This is a genomic window from Nonomuraea africana (assembly GCF_014873535.1).
Taxonomy (GTDB): Bacteria; Actinomycetota; Actinomycetes; order Streptosporangiales; family Streptosporangiaceae; genus Nonomuraea; species Nonomuraea africana.
This window is the reverse complement of record NZ_JADBEF010000001.1, coordinates 1,379,132-1,396,145: the sequence shown is the minus strand read 5'-3', so window position 1 is coordinate 1,396,145 and position 17,014 is coordinate 1,379,132. Positions and strand designations below refer to the sequence as shown.

At 71.8% G+C, this 17,014-nt stretch carries 18 protein-coding genes; 11 read left to right on the top strand and 7 right to left on the bottom strand.

The window, feature by feature from the left end; genetic code table 11:
• Positions 1-66: 66 nt before the first annotated feature.
• Both bar and H4W81_RS06350 read right to left on the bottom strand, forming a co-directional pair.
• Positions 67-1,158, bottom strand: a complete 1,092-nt coding sequence (gene bar, locus H4W81_RS06355; protein WP_192773912.1) for a barbiturase — start codon at positions 1,156-1,158, stop codon at positions 67-69.
• Positions 1,159-2,058: a carbamate kinase gene (locus H4W81_RS06350; RefSeq protein ID WP_318781561.1), complete on the bottom strand. Its 900-nt coding sequence runs from the start codon at positions 2,056-2,058 to the stop codon at positions 1,159-1,161.
• 69 nt (positions 2,059-2,127) lie between these two features.
• Between H4W81_RS06350 and H4W81_RS06345 the strand changes: the two genes are divergently transcribed.
• Positions 2,128-2,772, top strand: coding sequence for an alpha/beta fold hydrolase (locus H4W81_RS06345; protein WP_318781560.1), 645 nt, complete (start codon positions 2,128-2,130; stop codon positions 2,770-2,772).
• A 1-nt stretch (position 2,773) separates the two neighbouring features.
• Here the strand turns inward: H4W81_RS06345 and H4W81_RS06340 are convergent, their stop codons facing one another.
• The 3 genes from H4W81_RS06340 to H4W81_RS06330 form a co-directional block, all read right to left on the bottom strand.
• On the bottom strand, positions 2,774-3,325 hold the full coding sequence (locus H4W81_RS06340; protein ID WP_192773910.1) for a TetR/AcrR family transcriptional regulator: 552 nt from the start codon (positions 3,323-3,325) through the stop codon (positions 2,774-2,776).
• A gap of 91 nt (positions 3,326-3,416) precedes the next feature.
• The gene (gene ahpD, locus H4W81_RS06335) at positions 3,417-3,953 is read right to left on the bottom strand and encodes an alkylhydroperoxidase, AhpD family (RefSeq protein ID WP_192773909.1); all 537 of its coding nucleotides are present in this window, start codon (positions 3,951-3,953) and stop codon (positions 3,417-3,419) included.
• Positions 3,950-4,501 (bottom strand): peroxiredoxin, encoded by a 552-nt coding sequence (locus H4W81_RS06330; RefSeq protein WP_318781559.1) that lies wholly within the window; start codon positions 4,499-4,501, stop codon positions 3,950-3,952. Before H4W81_RS06330 ends, ahpD begins: the two co-directional genes overlap by 4 nt.
• A 95-nt stretch (positions 4,502-4,596) precedes the next feature.
• Here H4W81_RS06330 and H4W81_RS06325 point away from each other — a divergent pair, with 95 nt between their 5' ends.
• Positions 4,597-5,541 (top strand): LysR substrate-binding domain-containing protein, encoded by a 945-nt coding sequence (locus H4W81_RS06325; RefSeq protein WP_192773908.1) that lies wholly within the window; start codon positions 4,597-4,599, stop codon positions 5,539-5,541.
• 19 nt (positions 5,542-5,560) lie between these two features.
• Here H4W81_RS06325 and H4W81_RS06320 read toward each other — a convergent pair whose 3' ends face one another.
• The gene (locus H4W81_RS06320; protein ID WP_192773907.1) at positions 5,561-6,724 is read right to left on the bottom strand and encodes a pyridoxal phosphate-dependent aminotransferase; all 1,164 of its coding nucleotides are present in this window, start codon (positions 6,722-6,724) and stop codon (positions 5,561-5,563) included.
• A gap of 25 nt (positions 6,725-6,749) precedes the next feature.
• On the opposite strand from H4W81_RS06320, the gene H4W81_RS06315 reads away from it, so the two are divergent.
• The 9 genes from H4W81_RS06315 (at position 6,750) to H4W81_RS06275 (ending at position 15,508) form a co-directional block, all read left to right on the top strand.
• Positions 6,750-8,450, top strand: a complete 1,701-nt coding sequence (locus H4W81_RS06315) for an alpha/beta fold hydrolase (protein ID WP_192773906.1) — start codon at positions 6,750-6,752, stop codon at positions 8,448-8,450.
• The gene (locus H4W81_RS49170) at positions 8,447-9,289 is read left to right on the top strand and encodes a DUF418 domain-containing protein (RefSeq protein ID WP_318781558.1); all 843 of its coding nucleotides are present in this window, start codon (positions 8,447-8,449) and stop codon (positions 9,287-9,289) included. The genes H4W81_RS06315 and H4W81_RS49170 overlap by 4 nt, the downstream gene beginning before the upstream one ends.
• A gap of 67 nt (positions 9,290-9,356) precedes the next feature.
• Positions 9,357-10,994: a RyR domain-containing protein gene (locus H4W81_RS06305; protein ID WP_192773904.1), complete on the top strand. Its 1,638-nt coding sequence runs from the start codon at positions 9,357-9,359 to the stop codon at positions 10,992-10,994.
• A complete protein-coding gene (locus tag H4W81_RS06300) occupies positions 10,991-11,467 on the top strand; it encodes a hypothetical protein (protein ID WP_192773903.1) in 477 nt (158 codons plus the stop codon). The genes H4W81_RS06305 and H4W81_RS06300 overlap by 4 nt, the downstream gene beginning before the upstream one ends.
• 10 nt (positions 11,468-11,477) lie before the next feature.
• Complete coding sequence (locus H4W81_RS06295; RefSeq protein WP_192773902.1) at positions 11,478-12,254, top strand: carbon-nitrogen hydrolase family protein; 777 nt, start codon at positions 11,478-11,480, stop codon at positions 12,252-12,254.
• 24 nt (positions 12,255-12,278) lie between these two features.
• Positions 12,279-12,731: a hypothetical protein gene (locus tag H4W81_RS06290; RefSeq protein ID WP_318781557.1), complete on the top strand. Its 453-nt coding sequence runs from the start codon at positions 12,279-12,281 to the stop codon at positions 12,729-12,731.
• Positions 12,728-13,123, top strand: a complete 396-nt coding sequence (locus H4W81_RS06285) for a hypothetical protein (protein WP_192773901.1) — start codon at positions 12,728-12,730, stop codon at positions 13,121-13,123. The genes H4W81_RS06290 and H4W81_RS06285 overlap by 4 nt, the downstream gene beginning before the upstream one ends.
• A gap of 58 nt (positions 13,124-13,181) precedes the next feature.
• The gene (locus H4W81_RS06280) at positions 13,182-13,667 is read left to right on the top strand and encodes an RNA polymerase sigma factor (protein ID WP_192773900.1); all 486 of its coding nucleotides are present in this window, start codon (positions 13,182-13,184) and stop codon (positions 13,665-13,667) included.
• Positions 13,664-15,508 (top strand): hypothetical protein, encoded by a 1,845-nt coding sequence (locus H4W81_RS06275; RefSeq protein ID WP_192773899.1) that lies wholly within the window; start codon positions 13,664-13,666, stop codon positions 15,506-15,508. The genes H4W81_RS06280 and H4W81_RS06275 overlap by 4 nt, the downstream gene beginning before the upstream one ends.
• On the opposite strand, the gene H4W81_RS06270 is transcribed toward H4W81_RS06275, so the two are convergent.
• The gene (locus H4W81_RS06270; protein ID WP_318781556.1) at positions 15,505-16,995 is read right to left on the bottom strand and encodes a carboxyl transferase domain-containing protein; all 1,491 of its coding nucleotides are present in this window, start codon (positions 16,993-16,995) and stop codon (positions 15,505-15,507) included. The two genes, H4W81_RS06275 and H4W81_RS06270, sit on opposite strands and share 4 nt — an antisense overlap.
• Positions 16,996-17,014 lie beyond the last annotated feature (19 nt).

Below are 17,014 nucleotides of genomic sequence, written 5' to 3'. Positions count from 1 at the left end.
GCCGTACCGGACCTGGGGTGCCGGACCTGGGGTGCCGGACCTGGGGTGCCGGACCTGAGGTGAAGGTCAGGAGAGGTCGGAGATGGCGGCCACCGGACCACCGCCCGAGGGGCCCTGGTGGACGGCGGCGACGGAGACGAACACGGCCGGGTCGCCCGTGACCGAGGCGGCGACGCCGCCGACCGTGGCCTTGATCTGCCGGTGCCAGTGCACGTCGGAGTCGTCCAGCATGATGTTGCGCCGCCCGCGCACCCGTCCCGAGGGGTCGGCCTCGCACTTCATGAAGACGTTCACCAGCCGCCCGCCGAGGTCGGAGTGGTGCGGGCGGTCGGGCAGGTCGAGACCGGAGTCGCGGATGGCCGCCCAGATGCCGTCGGCGTCGAGGGCGTCCTTCATGACGCTGTGCCCGATGCGGTAGCGCCCGCCGATCCCCCTGACGTTGCCGACCACGACGATCTGGGCGCGGTCCAGCTCGACGCCGCTGGAGCAGGAGGCGACGCTGCTGTAGAGCGACAGGTCGCGGTGGATCTGGTCGGCCGAGGGCATCTCGATCTCGCCGAGGGCGACGGCGATGCCGAGCGCGGTGGTGGAGTTCGACAGGTCCATGGAGGGGCCCGTCTCCTCGATCGCGGTGTCCTTGCCCCTGCGCTTGGCGTCGGTGATGGTGGCCAGGGTGAGCAGCGGCGTCTTGGTCTGCACGTAGTGGACGTCGCGCGGGTCGTCGATGCCCGCGACCTTCATCGCCTCGCGCACGCCCGCGGCGACCTTCTCGACCATGGCGGGACGGCCGATGTCCTCGGGCAGGATGACGTCGCTCATCGCGACGCCGACCGAGACCCTGGGCTCGTCCGTGGCCGGCGCCGAGGCGGTGGTGGCGAAGATCGTGGCGTGCGGGCTGAGGACGCCGTCGGTGCCGCCCGACCACACCAGCGGCACGCTCTCCGGCGCCGGATGCCCCCGCCTGGCCAGCACCCCGCGGAAGGCGGTGTCGGCCAGGATGCGGGTGTAGTCGTTGACGCCGCCGTTGCCCTCGGTCTTGCCGATCACCGCGAGCACCCGGTGCGCCTCGATCACTCCGTCGTCGATGAGCTTCTCCAGCCCTGAGGCGTCGGTCACGCTCTCGATGGCGACCTTGCGCACTTCGATCGGTTCGGGCATCTATCTCTCCACTCTCGTACCTGTGCCTGGATCGGCGATGTGCTCCAGCGAGGTGATCACGGCCCGCGCGCCCCCTGCCGCGACGAACCGCAGGGCCGACTCCACCTTCGGTCCCATGCTCCCCCCGGCGAAGTGCCCGGCGGCGTGCAGGACACGCAACTCACCGGCGGAGATCTCGCCGATCGGCCGCGGATGGGGCCCGCCGTACCCGACGACCGCCTGCGGCACGTCGGTGGCGATGACCAGGACCTCGGCCTGGACGGCCCGCGCCAGCAGGGCCGCCGCCAGGTCCTTGTCCACGACCGCCTCGACCCCGGCCAGCGAGCCGTCGGCCTGCCGTACGACGGGGACTCCCCCGCCGCCCGCGGCCACGACCGTGAATCCGGCGGCCATCAACGCGGTCGCGGCGGGCGCGTCGAGGATCTCCAGGGGCTCTGGTGAGGCGACCACGCGCCGCCAGCCCCGCTCGAAGCGGCGCCAGCTCTGCCCGAGCTTTTCGAACCTGCGCGCCTCGTCCTCGGTGAAGTAGCGCCCGATCGGCTTGACCGGATCCGCGAAGCCGGGATCGCCCGCGTCGACCAGGGTGCGGGTGACGACCGCGGCGGCCGGGCGGCCGAGCGCGTTCAGGATGAGCGTGCCGATCGTGGCCTGCGTCTGCGCGCCGCACCAGTCGAGCGGGACGGGCGGCACGACGGCGGCGGCGAGCTGGTTCTTCAGCAGCAGGTTGCCCACCTGCGGCCCGTTGCCATGGGTGAGCACCACCTGGTGCCCGGCGTCTATCAGCGCCCTGACCTGCCGCATCGCCGCCTCGACCGCGGCCTGCTGAGCCTGCGGCGAGGCGCTGCCGTCAGGACCTGTCATGGCGTTGCCGCCGAGCGCGACGAGTACCCGTTCACCCACGTTCGCGACGCTACCCACGGTCAGGGGCCCGTTCATTGGCAACCTTTGCCCAAGAGATAGCGTGCCTGTGTGATTCGCACCGCACACGTCAACGGCATCGATCTCTCCTTCAGGGAGGAGGGTGACCCTGCGGCCCCCGCGCTGGTCCTGCTGCACGGGCGCACCGCCGACCACAACCACTGGAACCTGTTCACCCGCCGCTTCGCCGCCCGCTTCCACGTGATCGCCCCCGATCTACGCGGCCACGGCGCCAGCGCGCGCCCCGCGCACTACGCGCTGCCGGACATGGCCGAGGACATCGTGGCCCTGCTCGGCGCGCTCGGCGTGGAGCAGGCCGTCCTGATCGGCCACTCGCTCGGCGGCGTGGTCGCCTACCACCTGGCCATGAACCATCCCGAGCGGGTCTCGCTGCTGGTGCTGGAGGATCCGCCCGCGCCGGTGCCGCACGCGCGGCCGCCGCTGCAGGACGACACCCCCATGATGGTCGAGACCGAGCGCCAGATCGTCGACCCCGACCCCGCGTGGGCCGAGGGCCTGAAGCGCGTCACGGCTCCCACGCTGGTGCTGGCGGGCGGGCCGTCCAGCCACGTCATCGCCGAACCGCTGGCCGACCTGATCCCCGGCGCGAAGCTGGTCACGATCCCCGTGGGGCACCTGATCCACGGGGACGCGCCCGAGGAGTTCTGGGCGGCTGTCCAGGAGTTCCTGGAGTAGGTCAGCAGAGGCAGGCGCGGAAGACCTGGGTGAGACGCTCGACGACCGCCTCTCGCCGCCATTCGCCGGCCGGGCCGAAGACCCTGCGGAGCTGGGCGCTGCCCATGATCAGCGCGGTGGCGAGGGCGGCGCGCAGCTCGGCGTCGTCGCCGGGCAGGCGCTCGCGCAGGGGCTCCAGTATCGCGGTGCGGATGCGCTCGCGGAGGATCTCCTGGATCTCCGCGCTCGGCGCGGAACGCGCCAAAGTGGCCACCAGCACACTGTCGCCCGGCGAGGTCAGCCGGTCGGCGACGTACTCGGCCAGCGCTCTCGGCAGGTCGCCGCCCGCCTCGTCGAGCACGCCGGGAAAGCGGCCCTGCTGGGCGATGACCTCGGCGAACAGCTCCCGCTTGCTGCCGAAGTAGCGGTTGATCAGGGAGAGGTTCGCCTCCGCCCGCGCCGCGATGATGCGCATCGTCACCTGGTCGTAGCCGTGCTCGGCGAACAGGTCCCTGGCCGCCGCCATGATGCGCTGCCTGGTGGCGTGCCTGTCGCGCAGCCGTACCTCTTCCACACCTGGATCCTCCCACTCGCGGCCCTCCGGGGACGCGAAAAGGGGCGCTCTCTCCCGCGAAGGAGCGCCCCGTCGTCCCGCCGGATGGAGGTCAGACCGTCACGAGGGCGGCCTCGGCCTCGAGGGTCGCGGCCGTCGCGTTGATCACCGCGGCGATCCGCAGCGCCTCCTGGATCTGCTCGCGCGGCATGCCCGCGCCGCGCAGCACCTGCTCGTGCGACTCCAGGCAGCGGCCGCAGCCGTTGACCGCGGAGACCGCGAGGCACCACAGCTCGAAGTCGACCTTGTCGACGCCGGGGTTGCCGATGACGGTCATGCGCAGCCTGGCCGGCATCGTGCTGTACTGCTCGTCGCCGATGAGGTGCGTGGCCCGGTAGTACACGTTGTTCATCGCCATGATCGAGGCGGCCGCCTTGGCGGCCTTGAGCGCCTCGTCCGACAGGTTCCCGGCGGCCTCGTCGGCGATCTCGGCGATGACCCGCGGCGACCTGGTGGCCATCGCGCACGCCAGCGCCGCGCCCCACAGCTGCTGGTCGGTCAGCGACGACGTCGTCGTGACCGAGCCCAGGTTGAGCTTGGTGTCCTTGGCGTAGTCGGGCAGCGCCGCCTTCAGGTTGTCAACGCTCATGCGCCCAGCAGCGCCTTCGCGTCGAGGCCCTTCTCGCCCTTGTTCCAGTTGCAGGGGCACAGCTCGTCGGACTGCAGCGCGTCGAGGACCCGCAGGACCTCCTTGACGTTGCGGCCGACCGAGCCGGCGGTGACCATCGCGAACTGGATCTCGTTGTTGGGGTCCACGATGAAGGTGGCGCGCTGGGCGACGCCGTCCTCGCCGAGGACGCCGAGCTCGGACGACAGCTCGCGCTTGATGTCGCTCAGCATCGGGAACGGCAGGTCGCGCAGGTCCTCGTGGTCCTTGCGCCAGGCGTGGTGGACGTACTCGGAGTCGACGGAGACACCCAGGACCTGGGCGTCACGGTCGGCGAAGTCGTCGTTGAGACGGCCGAACTCGGCGATCTCGGTGGGACAGACGAACGTGAAGTCCTTCGGCCAGAAGAACACCACGCGCCACTTGCCCTCGTAGGACTTGTGGTTGATCTCCGCGAACGCCTTGTCCGGGTCGAGGTCGACACAGGCGGTGAGCTCGTACTCGGGGAACTTGTCACCAACGGTGAGCACGTGAATATCTCCTTGGGAAGACGTCGTTGTCAGGCCACCAGAGTGCCTCACCTAGCATTGATCCGAGAAATCGAGCAGTCGGACCAATCTGAGAGGTGTTTCCTATCAGTGAGCCCGCTCCCACCCTGGCCCAGCTGCGCGCATTCCTCGCTGTAGCCGACCATCTCCACTTCAGGGAAGCGGCCACCCAGCTCCGGATGAGCCAGCCGGCGCTGTCGGCGTCGGTCTCGGCGCTGGAGGAGATCCTCGACACCCAGCTGCTCGAGCGGACCACCCGCAGGGTGCTGCTGACGCCCGCGGGCGAGCGGGTGGCCGTGCACGCCACCCGCGTGCTCGCCGCGGTCGACGACCTCATCGGGGAGGTGGCGCGCAACCGCGAGCCGTTCAGCGGGCCCGCGCACCTCGGGGTGATCCCGACGGTCGCGCCGTACGTGCTGCCCGCGCTGCTGCCGATGTTCGCCAGGCGCTTCCCGCACCTGAAGCTGACCGTGCACGAGGCCAAGACCGAGACGATCGTGGAGGAGGTCCGCGAGGGCCGGCTCGACCTGGTGCTGCTGGCGCTGCCGACCGAGACGAGCGGGCTGGTGGAGGAGCCGCTGTACGACGAGGACTTCCTGCTGGCGCTGCCCGAGGGGCATCCCCTGGCCGCCGACGACGGGCCGCTGAGCAGGGGCGCGCTGAAGGGGCTCGACATCGTGCTGCTGAACCAGGGCCACTGCCTGCGCGAGCAGGCGATCGACGTGTGCAGGGAGGTGGGCGCGCGGGCCACCGCGACCACCTACGCCACCAGCCTGCCGACGCTGGTGCAGCTGGTGGCGGGCGGGCTGGGGGTGACCCTGCTGCCCGAGTCGGCGGTGCCGGTGGAGAAGGGCAAGAGGGTACGGCTGGCGCTGCGCCGTTTCGCCCATCCCGCCCCCGGGCGGACGATCGGCCTGGCCTACCGGGCGAGCTCGGCGCGGGCGACCGAGTACGCGCAGCTGGCCAAGGCCGTCCGCGGGGCCATCAGGCAGCGGAAGCTGCCGGTGAAGGTGGTCTCCTGAGCCCGCCGGTGCGCCGGGCTCAGCCGAGCCGCTTGAGCCTGGTCACCGCCTCGTCGATGACCTCGTCCTTCTTGCAGAAGGCGAACCTGACGAAGTGCCGCCCCCGCTCGGGGTGGTCGTAGAAGACCTGGGTCGGGATCGCCACCACCCCGGCCAGCTCGGGCAGCCGCCTGGTCAGCTCGAGCCCGTCGGTGAAGCCCAGCGGCCTGATGTCGGTCTGCACGAAATAGGTGCCCGACGGCTTCAGCACCTCGAAGCCCGCCCCCGACAGCCCGCTCATGAGCCGGTCGCGCTTGCTCTGCAGCGCCGCGCGCAGCTCGGCCACCCAGGCCAGCTCCTCGCGAAGGCCATGGGCGACGGCCAGCTGCCACGGCCCGCCCGCGGTGAAGGTCAGGAACTGCTTGACGGTCTGCACCGCCCGCGTCAGCTCGGGCGGCGCGCACACCCAGCCGGTCTTCCACCCCGTGACGGAGAACGTCTTGCCCGCCGAGGAGATCATCACGGTCCGCTCGCGCATGCCCGGCAGCGTGGCGAGCGGGACGTGCGCGACGCCGTCGAAGGTGAGGTGCTCGTACACCTCGTCGGTGATCGCGATCAGGCCGCGCTCCTTGCACAGCTCGGCGATGACCGCCAGCTCCTCGGCGGTGAAGACGGTGCCCGTCGGGTTGTGCGGGGAGTTGACGAGGATCGCCCTGGTCCGCGGCGTGACGGCGGCGCGCAGCTCGTCGGGGTCGAAGGTGAAGCGGCCTTCCACGGGGCGCAGCGTGACCGCGGCGAGCCTGGCCCCCGCCAGCGCGATGGAGGCGGCGTAGGAGTCGTAGTAGGGCTCGAAGGCGATCACCTCGTCGCCCTGGTCGCACAGGGCGAGCACGGCCGCCGCGATCGCCTCGGTCGCCCCCACGGTGACCAGCACCTCACCGTCGGGATCGTAGGACAGCCCGTAGTGCCCGCTCCTGTGCTCGGACACCGCCTGCCGCAGCTGCGGCAGGCCGGGCCCCGGCGGGTACTGGTTGACGCCCGACCTGATCGCCTCCACCGCGCGGTCGAGCATCGAGGCGGGACCGTCGGTGTCAGGGAAGCCCTGCCCGAGATTGATCGATCCGGTCCGTACGGCCAGCGCGCTCATCTCGGCGAAGATGGTGGTGCCGAACTGTCGCATTCGGGAAACAAGGGGATCGCTCACGGGCCCACACTATTAGTCTCGAGAGGTGATCACCCGGGTCGCCCTCGCCCTCGCCCTCGTGTCCGCCCCCTTGACGGTGGCTCCGCCGCCGCTGGAGAGCAGGGCGTGCCCGGTCGAGGTGCCCGAAGGAACCAGGTGCGGCTTCCTGGTGGTGCCCGAGCGGCGCGACGAGCCGAGGAAGACCGTCAGGGTGGGCTACGCCGTCCACCGGTCGAAGGACCCCGCGGGCGACCCTGTGGTGTACATGAGCGGCGGGCCAGGCTCGGCCTCCATCCAGCTCACCGGCTACCTGGCGGCGCTCTTCCCCGACCGTGACGTCGTGGCCCTCGAACAGCGCGGCAGCAGGTTCTCCAAGCCCACCCTCGGCTGCCCCGAGACCGTGGCGGCGATGCTCGACCGGCTGCGCGCCCCCGCCGCCGACGTGGCCGAGGGCGCGCGCGACTGCCGCGAGCGCCATCAGCAGGCGGGTGTCGACCTGCGCGGGTACACCACCAAGGAGATCGCCGCCGACGTCGTGGACCTGCGGAAGGCACTCGGCTACCGCACGTGGAACCTGTTCGGGGTCAGCTACTCCACGAGAGTCATGGTGGACGCGGCCGCCGCCGATCCCGGTGGCACCCGCGCGCTGGTGCTCGACTCGTTCCTGCCGCAGGAGGTCTCCTGGTACGGCGACGCCGACCGCAACCTGAGCGACACGGTGACCGCGCTGGGGATCGGCGACAGGTTCGAGGCGATGGTCAGGCGGCTCAACACCGACCCCGCCGAGGTGCCGACCACCGACCCGCTGACCGGCAGGACGTTCACCGCCAGGCTGACCGGCGACGACGTGGCGACGGTGCTGGCCGAGGGGCTGCACGACGCGAGCGTGATCGCCGCGGCTCCCGCGCTGGTCGACGCGCTCGCCGAGGGGCACGACGAGCTGCTGCGCCCGCTCGCCGACCAGACCGGCCCGGGCCTGACCTCCCACGAGTTCGGGCTCTACCACGCCGTCCAGTGCCAGGACGAAGCCACATTCCCCGAAAAATCGCGACTCTTCACTGTGAACGCCGATAAAGCGGTATGCGCGGCGTGGCAGCTGCCCGTCTCCACACCCACAAAGGCCACCACGAAGGCGCCCGTGCTGGTGCTGGGCGGCCAGTACGACCCGACCACGCCGCCCAGGACCGCCAGGCCCGCCGCGGAACGGCTGCCCGGCGCCCGCTTCGTGGAGTTCGCCGGTGTGGGCCACGCGGTGTTCCTCTCGAACCGGTGCGGCGCCCGCACCATCGCCGCCTTCCTGGCCGACCCCGAGGGGTGGACTCAGCCCTGCGACCCCTCCCGGCGCGGCCTCCCCCCGGTACGGCCGGGCGACCTGCACGTCACCGGCGCCCCCTACCAGGCGATGACCGCCCCGTGGCTGGCCGCGCCGCTGGCGCTGTTCGTGCTGGCGAGCCTGGCCCAGCTGGCCGGCGGCGCCGTCAGGGGCCGGGCGCTGACCGCCTTCGCGGGACTGACGGGCCTGGCGTTCACCGGTCTGGCCGCCGACGCGGTGTGGGGGATGATGAAGGTGAACGAGACCGCGCTGGCCGTCGGCGTGCCACGGGTGCTGGAGCCGTACGGGTGGGTCGCGGTGGGCTCCGCGGTTCTCACCGCGGCGGCCTTCGCGCGCGCCCGTACAATCCCCAACATCCTGGCCACGGTCGTCGCGGCGGGGTTCCTCGTATGGTGGTGGTCCTGGTTCCTGTGACGCGCATCAGAGAGCTCGACGCGCTCCGCGGCTTCGCGGTGTGCGGGATCATGCTGGTCAACACCTGGCAGCACCACCAGGGGCCCAAGGGCGAGTGGTGGATCGACACCTTCTTCCAGGGCCGCTTCTACCCGATCTTCTCGTTGCTGTTCGGCATCAGCTTCGTGCTGGTGCTGCGCGGCTCCTCGCGGTGGGTGCTGCTGCGCAGGCTGCTGTGGCTGCTGCTGTTCGGGCTGGTCCAGCACACCTGGTACGAGGGCGAGGTGCTGACCGACTACGCGCTGTTCGGGCTCGGCGTGCTGCTGCCCGCCTCGTTCCTGTCGGCCGGGTGGCCGATCCTGGTGCTCGGCATGGCGGCGCTCGGGTGGGCGACCTGGATGGGCGGCGGCATCCTGCTCATCCCTGGGCTCTTCCTGATCGGCATGGCGCTGATGGAGCTGCGGCCCGGCCGTCGCTGGCTGCTGCCGGGGTTCGCGGTGTCGGCGGCCGTCTCGGCGGTGCTCACCTGGGTCTATCCGATCATGGACCAGTGGTGGATCTACGTGGTCGCGGGGCTGGCGGGCGCGGCGGCGTACTCCACGGCGATCCTGTTCCTGCGGCCGCGCTGGCTGGAGCCGATGGGCAGGATGGCGCTGACCAACTACGTCGCCGGCACGGTGGTCATCGTGCTGACCGGCCCGATGCGCTGGCCGGTGCTGGCGGTGACCGGAGTGACGCTGCTGGCGCAGGCGCTGTTCAGCTGGTGGTGGTTGTCGCGGTTCAGGTACGGCCCGCTCGAATGGGTGTGGCGGATGCTCACCTGGTGGAAGCCGGTGGGGAACAGGCTCGTCCGGTCCTGACCGTTGACGGCGCCCGCGCCTGCGGATACACGGGAAGCGGGAAAACTGTCCAAGGTCGGGAGACACTGTGACGCTACGGCTGTCGTTCGCCGTGCTGGTGGTCGCCTCGTTCGTGCTCGGGTTCACCGGGTTCGCCGCCTTCCTCGGGCCCGGCTCCTCGGTGTTCGACCTCGTCTACTACTCGTTACAGCTGTTCGTCCTCGATCCCGCGCCGTTCGACGTCGACCACGAGCCGCTGGGATGGGCGCTCGAGGTGGCCCGCTTCACCGCGCCGGCGGCGACCATCTACGCCCTCGTCGCCGGTCTCCTGCTGCTGTTCTCCACCGAGATCAGGCGCCTGCGCGCCCGCCGTTCGCGCGGGCACGCGGTGATCTGCGGCACCGGCCCGATCGCGGGCGTGCTGACCCAGCGCCTGCGTACGGCGGGCCGCGGCGTGGTGCAGATCGCCGCTGCGCCCAGTGCCGACATGGGCGTCCTGCACGTCGTCGGCGACCCCAGGGACGCCGCCGTGCTGCGCGCCGCGGGCATCGAACGCGCCGCGGTCCTGTACGCCTGCGAGGCCGACAGCGCGACCAACACCGCGATCGCGCTGGCCGCGCACGCCCTGCCGCGGCCCAGGGCCCGCCCGCTGGCGGCCTACGGGCTCATCTCCGATCCCGACATGTGCGCGGCGCTGCGTGCCAGGCGGCTGGGCCTGACCCGCCCCACCGGGCTGCATCTCGACTTCTTCAACCCCGACGCGCTGGCGGCCAGGGTGCTGCTGAAGAACGACCCGCTCGACGAGCCGGCCCCCGTGATGATCATCGGTCTCGGGGCGTTCGGCAGGACACTGCTGCTGGAGCTGGCCAGGCAGTGGCGCCTGCGGGCGCCCACGGCCGGTCCGCTGCCCGTCACAGTCGTCGACGCGGACGCGACGAGCGCCGTCGCCACCCTGTCCACCAGGCACGACCTGCTGCTGAAGGCCTGCGAGCTGACCACCGCCGATCTGGAGCCCGAGCAGGTGAGCCTGCCCGACGCGCTGCGGGGCGGGCCTTGGCGCCGGGTCTATGTCTGCTATCCCGACCAGGACCTCGCGCTGAAGACGGCGCTGACCTCGCTGCGGCTGTGGGGCGGCGGGCCCGGGTCACTGGTCGTCCGCGTCGACCACGCCGCGGCCTTCGACGCCGGCCTGCTGGAGGGCCTCGACGGCGCGCTCAGGGTCTTCCCCGTCACCGACGCCGCCGCCGATCCCGGGCTGATCGCCGAGGACCTGGTGGAGACCCTGGCCATGGCCGCGCACACGCACTACCTCGCCGACCAGGCGAGCAGGGGCGGCAGGCGGTCCCTGAACGCCTCGCTGGTGCCGTGGGAGGAGCTGGAGGAGGACAAGAAGGAGTCGAACCGGCTGCTGGCCGAGGACATCGGCAGGAAGCTCAAGGAGGTCGGTTGCGCCCTCGGCCCTCGGGTCGACCCCGACCTCGGCTTCGCCTTCACCGGGGAGGAGATCGAGATCCTCGCCGAGATGGAGCACGTGCGGTGGGTGCGGATGATGCTGGCCCGTGGCTGGACGAATGGGCCCCTGAGGGATGATGCGAGGAGGACACATCCCGACATAGGAGATTGGGCGACGTTGTCGGCGACGGCGAAGGAAAAGGACCGCGACACGGTCAGGAACCTGCCCGACATCCTGGCCATCGCCGGCTTCCAGGTGGTGCGCACCCGATGACGAGGATCGCCGTGACCGGTCACCGCGAGCTGACCCCGCACACCGTGGAGCTGGTCAGCAGGGCGCTGCGGGAGGAGCTGTCCGGCGCGGGACCCGGGCTGGTCGGGCTCTCCTGTCTGGCCGAGGGCGCCGACCAGATCTTCGCGGCCGCGACCATCGCGGCGGGCGGCGAGCTGCGCGCGGTCCTGCCCGCCCACCGCTACAGGGACAGCCTGCCCGCTGAGGCCCGCCACTCCTACGACATGCTGCTCGGCAAGGCCAGCCACGTCGTCGAGCTGCCCTTCGACGACGCGGGCGAGCCGGCCTATCTCGCCGCCGCCAGGGCGATGCTGGAGGCGGCCGACGAGCTGGTGGCCGTCTGGGACGGCGAGCCGCCCGCGGGGCCCGGCGGCACGGCCGACGTCGTCGCGATGGCCAGGCGGGCGGGCAAGCCGGTGCGGGTGATCTGGCCGCCCGGTTCCATGCGGGCATAGTCTCGGAGACGTGACGAGAATCGCCCTGTGCCAGCTGCCCGTCTCCCCCGACCCGGCCGCCAACCTCAAGCGGGCCAGGGAGGCCCTCGCCAGGGCCGGGGGCGCCGACCTCGCGATCTTTCCTGAGGCGACCCTGACCAGGTTCGGCAGGCGCGTCGGAGAGCTGGCCGAGCCGCTCGACGGACCCTTCGTCACCGGCTTGGCCGACGCGGCCCGCGAGCACGGCGTCGCGGTGCTCGCCGGGGTGTTCGAGCCCGCCGAGGATCGGGTGCACAACACCACCGTGGCGATCGACGCCTCGGGCTCTCTGGTGGCCGCCTACCGGAAGATCCACCTGTTCGACTCCTTCGGCTTCCGCGAGTCCGAGCTGGTCGCCCCCGGCTCCGAGCCCGCCGTGGTCGAGCTGGCCGGGCTCAGGATCGGGCTGCTCACCTGCTACGACATCCGCTTCCCCGAGCTGGCCAGGGCGCTGGTCGACAGGGGCGCGGAGCTCTTCGCGGTGATCGCCGCCTGGGGCTCGGGCCCGCTCAAGGAGGACCACTGGATCACGCTGGTGCGGGCCAGGGCGCTGGAGAACACGATGTGGACCGCCGCCGTCGGCCAGGCGCCCAACCCCGCCGAGTCGGGCGACGGATTCGGCATCGGACGCAGCATGCTGGTCGATCCGCTGGGCGTGGTCCGCGCCGACCTGGGTAGCGGACCCGCGGTGCAGGTGGTCGAGATCGATCCCGAGGTGACCGCTTCGGCTCGCACGGCCCTGCCCTGCCTCGAACACAGAGTGCTGTAGGCCAAGAGATCGTAAAGTGGTGTCGTGAACGAGCGTAGGACGCAGATGCAGAAGGTGGTGCCGCCTCGGCTGCTCGTGCCCTACCTGTCGGGCAAGCGCACGGTCATCTCCGGCTACGTCTACCGGGTACAGGACTGCGCGCGGCTGACCACGCCGCGGACCCTGTTCCTGGGGCTCGACCTGTCGTTCGAGGGATCGGAGCTGAGTGCGGACGTGCCCGAGCTGTACGTGATGCGGTGGTACGCGCGTGACGTCGACACCTACGCGGTGCCGTACGGGCCGCATATGGGGGGCGACTGGAGCGACGCGCCGCCGTTCGCCGGCAACGGGTTCACCACCTCGCGCGAGCACGTGGTGCCCCAGTTCCACACCGCGCCGATGCCGATTCCCGCGGGGGCCGAGATCGTACACGTGAGCGGCGAGGGCGAGCGGCCCTTCGCCGTCTACGACGGGCTCACCTGGCGGCCCGCCGCATGAGCGACGAGATCGTTCCCGTGGCCTCGGGGTTCGTCGCCCGCCACAGGGGACGCACCCATCCGGCCGCGATCGGGCCCGACAGCGACGAGGTCGTGCTGTTCAGCGAGGAGGAGCTCGAGGGCTTCGAGGCCGTCTCCGGCTACTGGCGGCGCACCGTCGATCGCTCCGATCTCGAGTGGCTCGTGCTGGTGCGCACCGTCGGCGCCTTCGGCGGCGAGCCGTGCGTCATCCTCGACGAGGACGACGACGGCCTGCACATCGCCTACACCGGCCACAGCGGCATGAAGGCCGAGGCGCTCGGTTACTGGATGGTCGACCACGGCGCCTACGAGGTCGTCGTGCCGCGCGAGGAGGTCTTCTCGATCAGGGTCGAGCGCCTGCCCGTCACCTAGCGAAAGAACTTTCGCCGCCCCGTCAACCCGCCGCCCGCTCAAGGGTCTCTGAGGTGTGATGGAAACACCCACCATGGCGCCCGCGCCGCCGGGCCACGCGGAGCTGTTCGCCGCCCATTACCAGTCGCTCGTCCGGCTGGCGGGGCTCCTGGGCGCGGACGACCCCGAGGACATCGCCCAGGAGGCGTTCGCCAGGCTGCACACCCGGCGCCTGCGCGACGAGGGCGCCGCCCTCGGCTACCTGCGCTCGACCGTCTGCAACCTGACCCGTAACCGGCTGCGGCACCTGCGCATCGTGCGGCTGCGCCGTCCCGACCCACCCGAGCACGCCCGCAGCAGCGAGCACGCCGTCCTGGTCGCCGAGGAGCACCGCGAGCTGCTGGCCGCCCTCGACGCGCTGCCGCGCCGCCAGCGCGAGGCGCTGATCCTGCGCTACTGGCTCGACCTGTCCGAACGTGAGATCGCCGAGGCCATGGGCGTGACGCCGGGCTCGGTGAAGACGCACGCCAGCCGCGGCCTGGCGGCGCTGAGGGGGAAGCTGTGAACGACCTGGAAGAGCGGCTGCGCGCCGCGCTCGACGCCCGCGCCGCGACGTACGAGGCGAGCCCGACGGCGTGGACGAAGGTCCAGCAGCGGGCCGGACGCCGCCGGTGGGCGTGGCCCGTCATCCTGGCGGCCCTGCCGGTCGCCCTGGTGGCCGTGCTCGTGCCCGTCCTGCTCAACGGGGGCCTGGACAGGCAGACGGTCACGGCTTCGCCGCCGAAGCCGACGCCGGTGGGCCAGGCACTGGTCATCGACAACCCGGCCGAGAACCGGCCGATGCGGCTGTGGTACGCCACCGACCATAAGGGCCTGCTCGTCTTCTGCCGGGCCGTGCAGTACGCGGGCGACGCCCCCCACACCGTTTGCGGCGGCGACGTCGGGGCCCAGGCGATGAAGAGCGTCGGCTGGTTCGAGGGGACGACGCAGTCCGTCCCTCCGCGCGAAAGCGTGCTCGACTACGGCGGCGCACGCCTGGACGTCGCCACGGTGACGGCGGTGACCAAGAAGGGGACGCGCGTCGCCGGAGCCGTCCACCGGCCCTCCGGCGCGCCCTTCAAGATCTGGACGGTCGTCTTCCCGGACACGGACCAGGTCACCGCCTACGAGTTCACCGCCACCGACGGCAGGCTCCTGTCGCGGGTCGCCAGACCCTTCGCGATGCCGCCCGAGGCCGAGCAGGGCGAGCCCGCGGGCGACGCGACGAAGGTCGCCGGGCTGAGCGTGCGGCCTTACAAGACGCCCGACAGGACGCTCATCTGGAGCCTCGACGGCCGCGAGCTGGGGCTGAACCACAGCGCCAAGGAGCTGTTGCGCAACATGGGCGGCAAGCCGATGGACGTCGACCTGCAGGTCAACGGCGGTCGCTGGTTCGGCATCGCCCGCCCGGCCACCGCGAAGGTCGAGCTGGTCCGCAAGGACGGCAAGGTGCTCAGGGCGGCGGTCAAGCAGGACCCGTGGAAGTTCGGCGTACGGCTGTTCGCCGGTGAGGAGGCCGTCTCCGGCGACCTCTACCTGGAGGGCTTTACCCTCGTCGGCTACGACTCCGGCGGCAAGGAGCTGTGGCGCGAGGACCACCCCGCCGACAAGCCAGCCTGGGACCCGCACCCGCCGATCGGCGAGGTCGTCACCATCGGCGAGGCGAAGGTGTGGTTCAGCCAGGTGACGCTCGCCGACGGCAGGACCTGGGACGGCCTGTGCCGCTCGCTCCCCGGCAAGAAGACCACCTGCGACGCCTTCCGGCCGGTCGGCGCCCACTACGCCCGCCGCCTGCCCGACCTCGGCAAGATGGCGATCGGTGTGGCAGGGACCGGTATCACGCAGGTGAGGGCGGAGAAGTCCGGCGCCAAGGGGACGATCCACGCCCCTGCGGGCGCGCCGCTGAAGATCTGGACCGTCCCCTACCCGGGCGGTACGGAGACGTTCGACCTGCGCGACGCCGAGGGTGAACTCGGCATGGCGATCGGCGGCGAGCCGCCCTCCGGCTGCTCGGTCTCCCCTCCGGTCGGCCCGGCCGCCACGCTGGCGGGTGGGGTCACCGTCACCTACCAGGACGACTGCCTGATCATGTGGCAGGGCGAACAGCAGTTCACCGTCGAAATGCGTGACTTCGAGGACGCCACCTACACCTACGGCCATGAGGTCTTCGCCGGCATCGCGATCAAGGGCACGGCCCGGGTCGAGATGGTCTTCGACGACGGGTCTCGGCTGAGCGCGGCGGCGACCACACCCGACCCGTGGGGCCTCGGTCTCACGCTGTTCTCCACTCCGGCGACGAAGATCGAGGGTGGTCATCTGGTGATCGGCTACGACGCCGCCGGTAAGGAGCTCTGGCGACTCGACTAGATCCCGAGATCGCGGTAGCGTGCGAGGCGGGCAGGCAACCTGTCCGCCTTCGGCGTCGCCAGGAGCTCGATGATCTCGAACTCCAGCGCCCTGGCCACCCGTTCGCAGAAGGCCCTCGGCTCGTAGGCGGCGTCGGGCTCCTCGGGGATGACCCTGTCCACGATGCCGTCGCGGCGCAGGTCGGTGGCGCGCACCCCCTGCGCCTGGGCGATCTCGGGGGCGAAGTCGACACTGCGGTAGAGGATCGCCGAGGCCCCCTCCGGCGGCAGCGGTGACAGCCAGGCGTGCTGGGCGGCCAGCACCCTGTCGGCCGGCAGCAGGGCCAGCGCGCCGCCGCCCGCGCCCTCGCCGAGCAGCAGGCAGACCGTCGGGGCCTCGAGCATGACGAGGTCGGCCAGCGAGCGGGCGATCTCGGCGGCCAGGCCGCCCTCCTCGGCTGCCTTCGACAGCGCGGCCCCCGCCGTGTCGATCACGGTGACGAGCGGGAGACCCAGCTCGGCGGCCAGCCGCATGCCGCGCCTGGCCACCCGCAACCCGGCAGGGCCCAGTGGCGCTATCGCGCGCTGCCTGCGCCGGTCCTGGCCGAGCACGACCGCGGGCGCCGCGCCGAACCTGGCCAGGGCGAGCAGCAGCCCGGGGTCGGCCTCGCCCTCGCCGGTGCCGTTCAGCGGGGTGACGTCGGTGGCGGCGAGCTTGAGCAGGGTCCTGATGCCGGGCCGGTCGTCGCGGCGCGAGCGGGTGATGGCCTCCCACGCCTCCACCGGGCGCAGCGCCTCGTCCGGCGCGGGCCCGGTGACCAGGCCCTCCTTCTCGGCGGCGAGCACGGTCAGCGCCCTGATCGCGACGTCCCTCGCGTCCTCGGCGGAGACCACGGCGTCGACCAGTCCGTGCGTGAACAGGTTCTCCGCCACCTGGACGCCCTCGGGGAAGGCGTAGCCGTGCAGCGACTCGAACACCCTCGGCCCGAGGAAGCCGATCAGCGCGCCCGGCTCGGCCGCCGTCACGTGGCCGAGCGAGCCCCAGCTGGCGAACACGCCGCCGGTGGTCGGGTGGCGCAGGTAGACGATGTACGGCAGGCCCGCGTCGCGATGCCGCTGCACCGCCACCGTGATCTTGATCATCTGGGCGAAGGCGAGGGCGCCCTCCTGCATGCGGGTGCCGCCCGAGGCGGGTGAGGCCAGCAGCGGCAGCCGTTCGCGGGTGGCGCGCTCGACCGCCAGCACCAGCCGCTCGGCCGCGGCCACCCCGATGGAGCCGGCCATGAAGGCGAACTCGCAGGCCACGATGGCCACCCTGCGCCCGCCGAGGAAGCCCTCGCCGGTGATCACCGACTCGTCGAACCCGGTCTTGGCGCGCGCGGCGGTCAGCTCGTCGGCGTAGGAGGAGCCGGGCGTGGCGGGGTCGGCGGGCGGCGTGTCCCATGACTTCCACGACCCCTTGTCGAGGACCGTCTCGATGAGAGTGCGCGCATCCGGCCGGCTCACCACTGCTCCCCTGCTGTTGTCG

Coding starts and splice junctions, on each gene's coding strand:
- ahpD (WP_192773909.1), bottom strand. CDS start 3,953: ATGAGCGTTGACAACCTGAAGGCGGCGCTGCCCGACTACGCCAAGGAC.
- H4W81_RS06285 (WP_192773901.1), top strand. CDS start 12,728: ATGAGCGACGAGATCGTTCCCGTGGCCTCGGGGTTCGTCGCCCGCCAC.
- H4W81_RS06300 (WP_192773903.1), top strand. CDS start 10,991: ATGACGAGGATCGCCGTGACCGGTCACCGCGAGCTGACCCCGCACACC.
- H4W81_RS06280 (WP_192773900.1), top strand. CDS start 13,182: ATGGAAACACCCACCATGGCGCCCGCGCCGCCGGGCCACGCGGAGCTG.
- bar (WP_192773912.1), bottom strand. CDS start 1,158: ATGCCCGAACCGATCGAAGTGCGCAAGGTCGCCATCGAGAGCGTGACC.